10 protein-coding genes are annotated in these 11293 nt (G+C 65.7%); 9 read left to right on the top strand and 1 reads right to left on the bottom strand.

Annotation, left to right across the window (positions count from 1 at the left end; all coding sequences use genetic code 11):
* Positions 1 to 136 precede the first annotated feature (136 nt).
* Both purU and fdhA read left to right on the top strand, forming a co-directional pair.
* Positions 137 to 1000 (top strand): formyltetrahydrofolate deformylase, encoded by an 864-nt coding sequence (purU, locus tag L1F06_RS22370; RefSeq protein ID WP_004373713.1) that lies wholly within the window; start codon positions 137 to 139, stop codon positions 998 to 1000.
* Between the two features lie 271 nt (positions 1001 to 1271).
* A complete protein-coding gene (fdhA, locus tag L1F06_RS22365; RefSeq protein ID WP_129482523.1) occupies positions 1272 to 2471 on the top strand; it encodes a formaldehyde dehydrogenase, glutathione-independent in 1200 nt (399 codons plus the stop codon).
* A gap of 130 nt (positions 2472 to 2601) precedes the next feature.
* Here the strand turns inward: fdhA and yihG are convergent, their stop codons facing one another.
* The gene (gene yihG, locus L1F06_RS22360; protein WP_129482524.1) at positions 2602 to 3492 is read right to left on the bottom strand and encodes a 1-acylglycerol-3-phosphate O-acyltransferase, YihG family; all 891 of its coding nucleotides are present in this window, start codon (positions 3490 to 3492) and stop codon (positions 2602 to 2604) included.
* A gap of 177 nt (positions 3493 to 3669) precedes the next feature.
* Between yihG and L1F06_RS22355 the strand changes: the two genes are divergently transcribed.
* The 7 genes from L1F06_RS22355 (at position 3670) to L1F06_RS22325 (ending at position 11285) form a co-directional block, all read left to right on the top strand.
* The gene (locus L1F06_RS22355; RefSeq protein ID WP_129482525.1) at positions 3670 to 4908 is read left to right on the top strand and encodes an HD-GYP domain-containing protein; all 1239 of its coding nucleotides are present in this window, start codon (positions 3670 to 3672) and stop codon (positions 4906 to 4908) included.
* A gap of 82 nt (positions 4909 to 4990) precedes the next feature.
* Complete coding sequence (rloA2, locus tag L1F06_RS22350) at positions 4991 to 5503, top strand: retropepsin-like aspartic peptidase RloA2 (protein ID WP_129482526.1); 513 nt, start codon at positions 4991 to 4993, stop codon at positions 5501 to 5503.
* Between the two features lie 160 nt (positions 5504 to 5663).
* Entirely contained in the window at positions 5664 to 7694 is a 2031-nt protein-coding gene (locus tag L1F06_RS22345; RefSeq protein ID WP_012019953.1) for a methyl-accepting chemotaxis protein, read from the top strand.
* A gap of 57 nt (positions 7695 to 7751) precedes the next feature.
* A complete protein-coding gene (locus L1F06_RS22340; protein WP_004373701.1) occupies positions 7752 to 8192 on the top strand; it encodes a CBS domain-containing protein in 441 nt (146 codons plus the stop codon).
* A 142-nt stretch (positions 8193 to 8334) separates the two neighbouring features.
* Positions 8335 to 9015 carry a two-component system response regulator CreB gene (gene creB / locus L1F06_RS22335; RefSeq protein ID WP_129482527.1) on the top strand — a complete coding sequence of 227 codons (681 nt, stop codon included), beginning with the start codon at positions 8335 to 8337 and terminating at the stop codon, positions 9013 to 9015.
* Between the two features lie 144 nt (positions 9016 to 9159).
* Complete coding sequence (gene creC / locus L1F06_RS22330; protein WP_129482528.1) at positions 9160 to 10581, top strand: two-component system sensor histidine kinase CreC; 1422 nt, start codon at positions 9160 to 9162, stop codon at positions 10579 to 10581.
* 323 nt (positions 10582 to 10904) lie between these two features.
* Positions 10905 to 11285 carry a phage infection protein gene (locus tag L1F06_RS22325; protein WP_252576697.1) on the top strand — a complete coding sequence of 127 codons (381 nt, stop codon included), beginning with the start codon at positions 10905 to 10907 and terminating at the stop codon, positions 11283 to 11285.
* The last annotated feature ends 8 nt before the right edge of the window (positions 11286 to 11293 follow it).

Here is an 11293-nt window from a genome sequence, read left to right as displayed (position 1 = left end):
TGACACGAACGGCTCCCTCTCCCCTTTGGGGAGAGGGTTGGGGAGAGGGGAAGAGCGGATTGCGTTGTTCCGGCGGCCCTCTCCCCAGGCCCCTCTCCCGCAGGCGGGAGAGGGGTGAAAATCATCGGAGTCTATTATGAGCCGCACCCCCGACACCTGGATCCTCACCGCCCACTGCCCGAGCGTGCTCGGCACGGTGGACGCGGTGACGCGCTTTCTGTTCGAGCAGCGCTGCTACGTCACCGAGCACCATTCGTTCGATGACCGCCTGTCCTCGCGCTTCTTCATCCGCGTCGAGTTCCGCCAGCCGGAGGGGTTCGACGAGGCCGCGTTCCGCGCCGGGGTGGCCGAGCGTCTGGCGCCCTTCGCCATGCAGGTCGAGCTGACCCCGCCGGGTTACCGGGCCAAGGTGGTGCTGATGGTGTCCAAGGCCGACCACTGCCTGAACGATCTGCTCTATCGCCAGCGCATTGGTCAGCTGGCCATGGACGTGGTGGCGGTGGTGTCCAATCACCCGGATCTCGAGCCGCTGGCGCGCTGGCACGGCATTCCCTATCACCACTTCCCGCTCGACCCGGCCGACAAGCCGGCGCAGGAGCGCAAGGTGTTGCAGGTGATCGAAGAGACCGGCGCGGAGCTGGTGGTGCTCGCCCGCTACATGCAGGTGCTGTCGCCCGAGCTGTGCCGCAGGCTGGACGGCTGGGCGATCAATATCCACCACTCGCTGCTGCCCGGCTTCAAGGGCGCCAAGCCCTACCACCAGGCCTATCAGAAGGGCGTCAAGCTGGTCGGCGCCACCGCGCACTACGTCAACGACCACCTCGACGAGGGCCCGATCATCGCCCAGGGCGTGGAGGCGGTGGACCACGCCCACTACCCCGAAGACCTGATCGCCAAGGGCCGCGACATCGAGTGCCTGACCCTGGCGCGCGCAGTCGGTTATCACATCGACCGCCGTGTATTCCTCAACGCCAACCGTACGGTGGTGCTCAACGCCTGAGGGGCAATCGCAGTCGCGTGGGGTGGGCTTCAGCCCACATGCTTTTTCGATGGGCAGAAGCGGAACGTCGCTAGGCCCACCCTATGGTCGCCATTCGGTGCGCGCACCGGCAGTCAACACAGGAACATCGGTGCGCATGGCGCACCCTACGGAACCCGCCCTGCCAGGTTTTACCGGCGGTGTCCGGCAACAGACGAAAGAAGCTCCAGTGCAAGGCCGCGCGGCCGCCGGTCGCGTCTTGTGTCCACAACAAGAAAGAGGAGAGTTACGCATGTCTGATAATCGTGGTGTGGTTTACCTCGGCGCGGGCAAGGTCGAAGTGCAGAAGATCGACTACCCGAAAATGCAGGACCCGCGTGGTAAGAAGATCGAGCACGGGGTCATCCTGAAAGTCGTTTCCACCAATATCTGCGGCTCCGACCAGCACATGGTGCGCGGTCGTACCACCGCTCAGGTCGGCCTGGTTCTGGGCCACGAGATCACCGGCGAGGTGATCGAGAAGGGCCGCGACGTCGAGCGTCTGCAGATCGGCGATCTGGTTTCGGTGCCCTTCAACGTCGCCTGCGGTCGCTGCCGCAGCTGCAAGGAACAGCACACCGGCGTCTGCCTGACCGTCAACCCGGCGCGTGCCGGCGGTGCCTACGGCTACGTCGACATGGGCGACTGGACCGGTGGCCAGGCCGAATACGTGCTGGTGCCCTACGCCGACTTCAACCTGCTCAAGCTGCCGGATCGCGACAAGGCCATGGAGAAGATCCGTGACCTGACCTGCCTGTCCGACATTCTGCCTACCGGTTACCACGGCGCGGTCACCGCTGGCGTCGGCCCGGGCTCCACCGTCTACGTCGCCGGTGCTGGCCCGGTCGGTCTGGCTGCCGCCGCCTCGGCGCGTCTGCTCGGCGCTGCCGTGGTCATCGTTGGTGACCTCAACCCGGCCCGTCTGGCCCATGCCAAGGCGCAGGGCTTCGAGATCGCCGACCTGTCGCTGGACACCCCGCTGCATGAGCAGATCGCTGCGCTGCTGGGCGAGCCGGAAGTCGATTGCGCCATCGACTGTGTGGGCTTCGAGGCCCGTGGTCATGGTCACGAAGGTGTCAAGCACGAGGCCCCGGCCACCGTACTCAACTCGCTGATGCAGGTCACCCGCGTCGCCGGCAAGATCGGCATCCCCGGTCTGTACGTCACCGAAGACCCGGGCGCGGTGGACGCCGCGGCGAAGATGGGCAGCCTGAGCATCCGCTTCGGCCTCGGCTGGGCCAAGTCGCACAGCTTCCACACCGGCCAGACCCCGGTGATGAAGTACAACCGCGCACTGATGCAGGCCATCATGTGGGATCGCCTCAACATCGCGGAGATCGTCGGCGTACAGGTCATCAGCCTGGACGACGCACCGCGCGGTTACGGCGAGTTCGACGCAGGCGTGCCGAAGAAATTCGTCATCGACCCGCACAAGATGTTCAGCGCTGCCTGATGCCTTGGCCGGATGAGAGTCGCGGGGAGCGTCCCCCTGGCTCCATCCGGGCAACGCCAGTTTCACGGCCTAGGCGCATTGGTCCGCGCCTTCTTTCGGGAGCCTGCGGGCTCCCTTTTTCTGTCTGGCCTCAATCAGCCTCGGCGCGCAGTTGCGCGATACGGGAATCCTTGTCCTGCCAAAGCTGCGTCACCCAGCCCTGCAGGTACTGACGAAACTCGCCGTCCTGCTCGTAATCGCCCTGCCACAGCGCCGGGTCCAGCTCGCGTGTCTGAATATCGACGATCACCCGCGGTACCTGGCCGCTGAGCAGCGCCCAGAAGCCCGGCACCTGCTTGCCGGGGTAGACCAGGGTGACGTCCAGCACGGCATCGATCTGCTCGCCCAGGGCGGCGAGCACGAAGGCCACGCCGCCGGCCTTGGGCTTGAGCAGGTACTGGTAGGGCGAGCCCTGCTGCGCCTGCTTGACCGGGGTGAAACGAGTGCCTTCGAGGTAGTTGACCACGGTCACGGGCAGGCGCTTGAACTTCTCGCAGGCGGCCTTGGTGATCTGCAGATCCTTGCCCTGCATGTGCGGATTCTTCGCCAGGAAGGCCTTCGAATAGCGCTTCATGAAGGGGTAGTCCAGCGCCCAGAAGGCCAGGCCGAGAAAGGGCACCCAGATCAGTTGCTGCTTGAGGAAGAACTTGAAGTAGGGCGTCTTGCGGTTGAACGCCTGCACCAGCGCGGGAATGTCGACCCAGGACTGGTGGTTGCTGATTACCAGGTAGGAGCGGTCGCTGCGCAGCTCGGCGTTGCCGCGGATGTCCCAGTGGGTCGGGGTGGTCAGGGCGAAGATGCGCTTGCAGTTTTCTGCCCAGAACTCGGCCACCCACATCACGCCGCGCGAACAGGCGTCGCGTGCGCCCTGGCCGGGAAGCACGAACTTGGCCAGGGCGATCAGCAGCAGCGGGCCGATCAGCAGCAGGGTATTGGTCAGCAGCAGGGCTATATTGAACAGGCCGGTCAGCAGGGGACGCATATCAACTCCTTGGCGGGCGCGAAGGGGCCATCATAAGCACCGGAAGATTTTGTCTCAAAATCGCGACTACTGGCCTATGGCCATTTCTCTTGGGAGTGTCGATGCTGTAACCGCTCTCTCCGGCCCTGTTGCGCCGTCGGGGCGGAGCGCTTCGGCAACTCTGGGTGGACAGTTTCGATGTTAAAACGCATCGCCGTGGCCGATCTGCGAGTCGGTATGTATATCCAGGAATTCTGCGGTTCATGGATGGACCATCCGTTCTGGAAATCCAAGTTTCTGCTCGAGACGCAGCAGGACCTGCAGCGCATTCAGGCCAGCAGCATCGGCGAGCTGTGGATCGACGTCAGCAAGGGCCTGGACGTCGCAGCCGGGGCCCAGGCCAGCAGCGAGGCCGAGGCGCAGCAGGAGATCGAGGCCACGCTGATGGCCGCGGTAGAGCGCCGGCGCAGTCCGCCCGTGGTCGCCATGGATGTCGAACTGGAACGCGCAGCCAAGGTCTGCGCGCGCTCCAAGGAGGCCGTGCTGAGCATGTTCAGCGATGCACGCATGGGGCGTGCGCTGGACTTCGGCCAGGCAGAGTCGCTGGTCACGGAGATTTCCGAGTCGGTGCTGCGCCACCCCAGCGCCCTGATCAGCCTGGCGCGCCTCAAGCATGCCGATGAATACACCTACATGCATTCGGTGGCGGTCTGTGCGCTGATGATCGCCCTGGCGCGCCAGCTCGGTCTCGGTGAGGGCGCGGTACGCGAGGCCGGACTGGCCGGGCTGTTGCACGATGTGGGCAAGATGGCGATCGATCAGGACGTGCTGAACAAGCCCGGCAAGCTCAACGATGCCGAGTTCTCGGCGGTGCGCCGCCATCCCGAAGCCGGCGGCGAGATCCTTATCTCCGGCAAGCAGGTCAGCGCACTGGTGCTGGATGTCTGCCTGCACCACCATGAAAAGGTCGATGGCAGCGGTTACCCGCATGGTCTGCAGGGCGAGCAGATCAGCCTGTTCGCCAGAATGGGCGCCGTGTGCGACGTTTACGACGCCATCACCTCCAATCGTCCCTACAAGGCGGGGTGGGACCCGGCCGAATCGATCCGCAAGATGGCCGAGTGGAAGGGGCACTTCGACGAGGGCGTGTTCCAGGCCTTCGTCAAGACCGTCGGCATATACCCGGTCGGTTCGCTGGTGCGCCTGGAAAGCGGTCGCCTGGCGGTGGTGCTGGAGCAGAATGCCAAGTCGCTGCTGGTGCCCAGGGTCAAGGCGTTCTTCCTGGCCAAGTCGAAGCTGCCGATCCCGCCGGTGGTGATCGACCTGAGCAAGCCGACAGCCCAGGATCGCATCGTCGGGCGGGAATCGGCGGCGGCCTGGGGCTTCGAACACCTCGAGGAACTGTGGAGCGGCACGCCCCAGCCACGCCGGCGGTAATCCTTTGTAATCCCGCAAGGGGAACACCACGGGCCTGCTGCAGTCGGAAAACGGGACTTCCCCTGCACAGGAGTGCCCCGTTTTGAAATACGCCCTGCTTCTGCTGGCCGCCGCCGTCAGCCTGCCGACCATGGCCAATCAGCAACCCGATCTCTACGGCCGCTACGAGCTGATCAAACTGCCCGCCCTGGGCCAGACCCTCAAGGCCAAGATGGACACCGGTGCGATGACCGCGTCCCTGTCGGCCAAAGATATCGAGCCGTTCAAGCGCGACGGCGAGGATTGGGTGCGCTTTCGCCTGGCGGTGGAGGGGGCCGACGACACCCTTTACGAGCACCCCCTGATCCGCATCGCCGAGATCAAGAAACGCAGCGAGGAGTCGGATGCGCCGGCCCCGGCCGAGGTGGCCTATTCGCAGCGTCCGGTGATCGAGATGCCGATCTGCCTGGGCGACGAGAAACGCACCATCGAAGTCAATCTCACCGACCGCAGCACCTTCCGCTACCCTCTACTGATCGGTGCCAGTGCCATGCGCGATCTTGGTGCGGCAGTGGATCCGGCGGAGCGCTACACCCGCGACCGTCCACAATGCTGAGTTAATTGTCGCATTTCGGAAAAGGCTGATACTCATTGGCCAGTACACTCGACGCGAGTGCCCCGTGATGCCCTTCTGGTTGAGCGGCAGCGGGCCTGCTTTTTGCTAAGTGCAATTCTTCGCCAGGCCTGTAGGCCCTTTAGGTCGCTGAGGTGTCGCAATGACGGGAGTACTCGAGCCGGGTGTACGGCTGCTACAGCGTTTCAGTTTTGCCCACAAGTTCCAGCTGGTGTTCCTGTTGTTCGCATTGCCGCTGGGCTACGCCTTGTGGGTAATCAGCAGCGATTACCGGGCCCGCCTGCAATCGGTCGATCAGGAAGTCGAGGGCGCTCAGGCCCTGGAGCGAATGGCAACGGTGCAGCAGGAGCTGATCGCCCAGCGCACCCTGCTGGCGCGCTGGAAAGGCACCGAAAAGGCCGCCGAAGGGCTGCTGCAACAGCGTGAGGCGCAGCTCGACCAGGCCCTGCAGGCGGCAGCCGAGCCCTTGCAAAGTAGCCTGATCAGCGAGCAGGCGCGCCAGCATTTTCAGTCCCTGCAAGGTGAGCGTGACAGCCTGCGTGCGGCAGGGCTGGGCAAGGTGGCCCTGCCCGACGCGCTGGAGCGCTACCAGAGGGCGCTGCTGTACCTGATCGCCCTGCGCGAGCAGGTGGCCACCGACAGCGGCCTGATCCTCGATCCACGTCTGGATACCTACCTGATGATGGAGCAGGTCACCTACATCCTGCCGCGCCTGCTCGAACAGCTCGGCACCTTTGCCGCCCAGGGGCATGGCGCGGTGGTGTCGCAGCATTTCACCCTGCAGAGCAGGGTGCTGATCCGTGACCTGCGGCGCAGCCTGGACGAGCAGCGTGCGCAACTGGTCAAGGCGCAGACCACCCTGTCGCGCGAGGCGCCGCAGACCATGCGTCAGCTCGGCGCGCCGTTCGAAAGCGCGCTCGCGGCATTCGACGATTTCCTCCAGCAGATCGACCGCGACATGTTCGAGGCCAGCCCCATGGCCCTCACGCCCGAGCAGTTCGTGCAGCGTGTGGAGGCGCTGGAGGGGCAGCTGCACGGCCTGCAGCAGGCGGTCTACCGGCAGTTCACCGCCAGCCTCGGCGAGTATCGACAGGAGTCGCTGAGCTCGATGATCGAAGTGATCGGCGCCTTCAGCCTGCTGACCGTGCTGGCGCTCTACGTGCTGCTGTGTCTCAACGCCTCGATCCGCCTCGGCACCACCCGTATCATCGACGCGGCGCGCGGCCTGCGTGACGGCGACCTGCGCGTGCACATGCAGGTCAACGGGCGTGACGATCTGGCCGCCATCGCCCAGGCGCTGAACACCGCGGTCGAGCAGATGCGCGATTCGCTGCAGGGCGTCAACCGTGAAAGCCGGCAGCTCGACGCCACGGTGCAGCTGCTTGGCGGCCAGGCGCGCGATGCGCTGGACGCCGTCGAACAGCAGCAGGCGCAGATGAGCCAGATCGCCACGGCCGCCACGCAGATGGCCGCCACCGCACAGAGCGTGGCGCAGAGCTGCGAGCAGGCGGCCGTGGAGGCCCAGCAGACTCGCGAGGTGGCCATGAGCAGCAACCAGCGCAGCGAGCGCACCAGTGCCAGCATGCGTCAGCTGAGCAGTCGCCTCGGCGACAGCGCCGCCGCCCTGCAGCAGCTGCGCGAGCAGACCCAGCAGATCAATCGGGTAGTGGAAGTGATCAAGGGCATTGCCGAGCAGACCAACCTGCTGGCGCTCAACGCGGCCATCGAGGCGGCCCGCGCCGGTGAGGCCGGACGCGGCTTCGCCGTGGTCGCCGACGAGGTGCGCTCGCTGTCCAAGCGCACCCAGGATTCGACCCAGGAAATCGCCCAGACCGTCGACAACCTGCAGCGCGTGGTCGGCCAGTCGGTCACCCTGATGGAAGAGGCCTGCGGTCAGGCCGATGGCGACATCGGCAGCGTCCTGGCCATGGGCGACGAACTGCAGAACATCGTTGACTCGGTGCAGCGCGTCAGCGACCGCCTGGCGCAGATCGCCACCGCCGCCGAGCAGCAGGCGGCCACCGCCGACGAGGTCAGTGGCAATATCCAGCAGGTCGATCAGGCCGCCGGCCAGTTGCTCGATGGCGCTCAGGCGGTGAGCAGTGCAGCCGAGCAGTTGCGCCGCGGCAGCGAGGGCCTGGCGCAGAACACCGGTCGCTTCAGGCTCGACTGAGGCTGACCGCGGCGGCCAACTCTGTTAAAAACGATAAAAACAACAGGAGCCGCGCCGATGAAAACCGCTGCCGAAGTGCTTCGTAGCAAGCCCTACGCCTACGTTTACAGCGTCGACAGCGAAGATTCGCTGGTCGACGGCCTGCGGATCATGGCCGAGAAGGGCGTGGGCGCCCTGGTGGTCATGTCCGGCGGGCGCCTGGTCGGGATCGTCAGCGAGCGCGATTACGTGCGCAAGGTGGCGCTGGCCGACCTCTCCGTGCTCGAGACCAAGATCAGCCACATCATGACCCGCGACGTCATCAGCGTCGGCCCGCGCGACAGCGTGCAGCACTGTATGGAGCTGATGACCGAACGTCGCCTGCGCCACCTGCCGGTGCTGGCCGAAGGCGAACTGATCGGCCTGCTCTCCATCGGCGATCTGGTCAAGGACACCATTGCCGAACAGGCCAACCTGATCCGCCAGCTGGAGCAGTACATTCGCGGCGAGATTCCGTAAGAACGAGCCGCTCGCTATCCCTGGGGCGAGGGCAACCGCCGATATCTGCTGGCGGGTCATCTGCCCCACGCCCATCCCCGCTTGACGCTGGTCCCAGCCCTCGGCAGTCTGCCGCTGCCGAACTCCAGGTGCAGGACGCCCGATGCCGCAGATACTGATAGTCGAAGACGAAGCCGCGATTGCCGATACCTTGGTCTACGCCCTGCAGGCCGAAGGCTTCGTCACGCGCTGGTCAAGCCTGGGCGGCGAGGCCCTGACGCTGCTGGAAAACGGCGCCTTCGACCTGGCCATTCTCGATGTCGGCCTGCCGGATATCAGCGGCTTCGAAGTGTGCAAGCGCCTGCGCCGCTTTTCCGAGGTGCCGGTGATCTTCCTCACCGCCCGCAGCGAGGAGATCGACCGCGTGGTGGGCCTGGAAATCGGCGCCGACGACTACGTGGTCAAGCCCTTCAGCCCGCGCGAGGTGGCCGCCCGGGTCAAGGTCATCCTCAAGCGCATGGCGCCGCGTGAAACGCCGGCCGCCGGCGCCGCGAGCGCCTTTCAGATCGACGATGCGGCGTTCTGCATCCACTACCATGGCCAGGCCCTGAGTCTGACCCGTCACGAGTTCCGCCTGCTGCGTACCTTGCTCGGCCAGCCGCGTCGGGTCTATTCCCGCGAGCAGTTGCTCGACGCCCTCGGCGTGGCCAGCGAGGCCGGCTACGAGCGCAACATCGACAGCCACATCAAGAGCCTGCGCGCCAAGCTGCGTGCCATCGCCCCAGCCGAAGAGCCGATCCAGACCCATCGCGGCCTGGGCTACAGCTACCAGCCGGAGAGCTAGAGCCTCTCTAGGATCTGCTGCGCGTCGGCTAAACGGCGTTGCAAACGCCTTCGGAATGCTCATTTACCCTTGTAAACTCCGCTTCCTCAGGCGTTTGCGCCACCGTTTCCCTCTAGCCCGCGAGATCGTAGAGAGGCTCTTACCATGCCGCTGGGCGTACGCATCTTCCTCGTCTACTTCCTCTTCGTTGGCCTGGCCGGCTGGTTCGTGCTGAGCACGGTGATGGACGAGATACGCCCCGGCGTGCGCCAGAGCACCGAGGAAACCCTGGTCGATACCGCCAACCTGCTGGCCGAGATCCTGCGCGATGAGCTCAAGGCCGGCACCCTCGGCCAGGGCCGCCTGACCGAGGCGCTGGAAGCCTACGGCCGGCGCCAGCCGCAGGCGAGCATCTGGGGCCTGACCAAGGCCGAGGTCAACCACCGGATCTACGTCACCGACGACCAGGGGATGGTGCTGCTCGACTCCACCGGCCAGGCGGTGGGCCAGGATTACTCGCGCTGGAACGACGTGCTGCTCACCCTGCGCGGCCAGTACGGTGCGCGCTCGACCCGCGAGGACCCGGAAGACCCCGACTCCTCGGTGATGTACGTCGCCGCGCCGATCAAAGATGGCGAGCGGATCATCGGCGTGGTCTCGGTGGCCAAGCCCAACCGCACCCTGCAGCCCTATATCGAGCGCTCGCAAACGCGCCTGGGCTGGCTCGGCGCCGGGCTGATCGGTCTGGGCCTGCTGATCGGTGCACTGCTCTCCTGGTGGCTCGGCGCCGCCCTGGGCAAGCTCACCCGCTACGCCCAGGCGGTCAGCGAGGGCCAGCGCGCCGAGGCGCCGCAGGTACGCGGTGGCGAGCTGGGGCAACTGGCCGTGGCGGTGGAGCGCATGCGCACCGAGCTGGAGGGCAAGGCCTACGTCGAGCGCTACGTGCACACCCTGACCCACGAGCTGAAAAGCCCGCTGGCCGCCATTCGCGGCGCGGCCGAACTGCTCGACGGCGACATGCCAGCCGAGCAGCGCCAGCGCTTCGTGGCCAATATCCAGCAGGAAAGCGCGCGCCTGCAGAACCTCATCGAACGCCTGCTGCACCTGGCGCAGGTGGAGCAGCGTCAGGGCCTGGAGGAGCGCGTGGCGGTGCCGCTGGCGGCGCTGGTCGAGGAGTTGCTGCAGGCGCAGCAGGCGCGCATTGTCGCTGCCGGCCTGCGAGTCGAGCCGGCCGTGCCGGCGAACCTGAGCCTGCGCGGCGAACGCTTTCTGCTGCGTCAGGCGCTGGCCAACCTGCTGGACAACGCCCTGGACTTCACCCCGCCCGGCGGGTGCATCCGCATCGCCACCGAGCGCCAGGGCGAGCGCATCGTGCTGTGCCTGTTCAACCAGGGTGAAGCCATCCCCGAGTACGCCCTGGCGCGCCTGACCGAGCGCTTCTACTCCCTGCCGCGCCCCAACGGTGGCCGCAAGAGCACCGGGCTGGGCCTGAACTTCGTGCAGGAAGTGGCCGAGCTGCATGGCGGTGAATTGCAGATCGGCAATGTCGAAGGTGGCGTGGAGGCGCGCCTGATACTGCCGGCGTAGGGCGCCGCAGATAGCGAGCTCGTATGGTGCCTGGTGCGTCCGGCGCCCCGTACGGCCTGATCCTTTCCGTCTTGTTGGAGCCCCGTAGGGTGCGCCGCGCGCACCGCCTGTACGGGGTTGTCGATCAATAGCGCAAGCGATGGGTTGCCTGGCTAATTGGTGAATTGGTGCATTGGTCCGCACGGCGCACCCTACGGTCCGCGCCGTCGCTAAACTAATCGAAATATACGATTGTTTTGTTTGTTTATTTGCGATTTTTAATCAAATTTATATGGGTAGCATAGGGTCCGTGGCCACTTTCCAGCCCGCTCAGGAGCCTGACCATGAAAAAGCAAATCCTCGCCAGCTTCGTTATCGCCGCCCTGTCCGCCAGCGCTTTCGCCCTGCCGCAGGTTTCCGTTGAACAACTCGCTGCCCCGGTGGTTGCCGAAGATGGTGCGGACCGCGTCGGCGTCAATCGCATCGCTGCCGACGGTGCGGACCGTGTCGGCGTCAATCGCATCGCTGCCGACGGTGCGGACCGTGTCGGCGTCAATCGCATCGCTGCCGACGGTGCGGACCGTGTCGGCGTCAATCGCATCGCTGCCGACGGTGCGGACCGTGTCGGCGTCAATCGCATCGCTGCCGATGGCGCGGACCGTGTCGGCGTCAATCGTATCGCCGCCGATGGTGCAGACCGCGTCGGCGCCAGCCGTATCGGCTGATGCCGCCT

It is taken from the genome of Pseudomonas hydrolytica (assembly GCF_021495345.1).
Taxonomy (GTDB): Bacteria; Pseudomonadota; Gammaproteobacteria; order Pseudomonadales; family Pseudomonadaceae; genus Aquipseudomonas; species Aquipseudomonas hydrolytica.
This window is presented reverse-complemented; position numbering and strand designations above follow the sequence as displayed.

Excerpts from the sequence above, each read along its gene's own strand:
- purU (WP_004373713.1), top strand. The coding sequence starts at position 137 with ATGAGCCGCACCCCCGACACCTGGATCCTCACCGCCCACTGCCCGAGC.
- fdhA (WP_129482523.1), top strand. The coding sequence starts at position 1,272 with ATGTCTGATAATCGTGGTGTGGTTTACCTCGGCGCGGGCAAGGTCGAA.
- yihG (WP_129482524.1), bottom strand. The coding sequence starts at position 3,492 with ATGCGTCCCCTGCTGACCGGCCTGTTCAATATAGCCCTGCTGCTGACC.
- L1F06_RS22355 (WP_129482525.1), top strand. The coding sequence starts at position 3,670 with ATGTTAAAACGCATCGCCGTGGCCGATCTGCGAGTCGGTATGTATATC.
- L1F06_RS22345 (WP_012019953.1), top strand. The coding sequence starts at position 5,664 with ATGACGGGAGTACTCGAGCCGGGTGTACGGCTGCTACAGCGTTTCAGT.
- L1F06_RS22340 (WP_004373701.1), top strand. The coding sequence starts at position 7,752 with ATGAAAACCGCTGCCGAAGTGCTTCGTAGCAAGCCCTACGCCTACGTT.
- creB (WP_129482527.1), top strand. The coding sequence starts at position 8,335 with ATGCCGCAGATACTGATAGTCGAAGACGAAGCCGCGATTGCCGATACC.
- creC (WP_129482528.1), top strand. The coding sequence starts at position 9,160 with ATGCCGCTGGGCGTACGCATCTTCCTCGTCTACTTCCTCTTCGTTGGC.
- L1F06_RS22325 (WP_252576697.1), top strand. The coding sequence starts at position 10,905 with ATGAAAAAGCAAATCCTCGCCAGCTTCGTTATCGCCGCCCTGTCCGCC.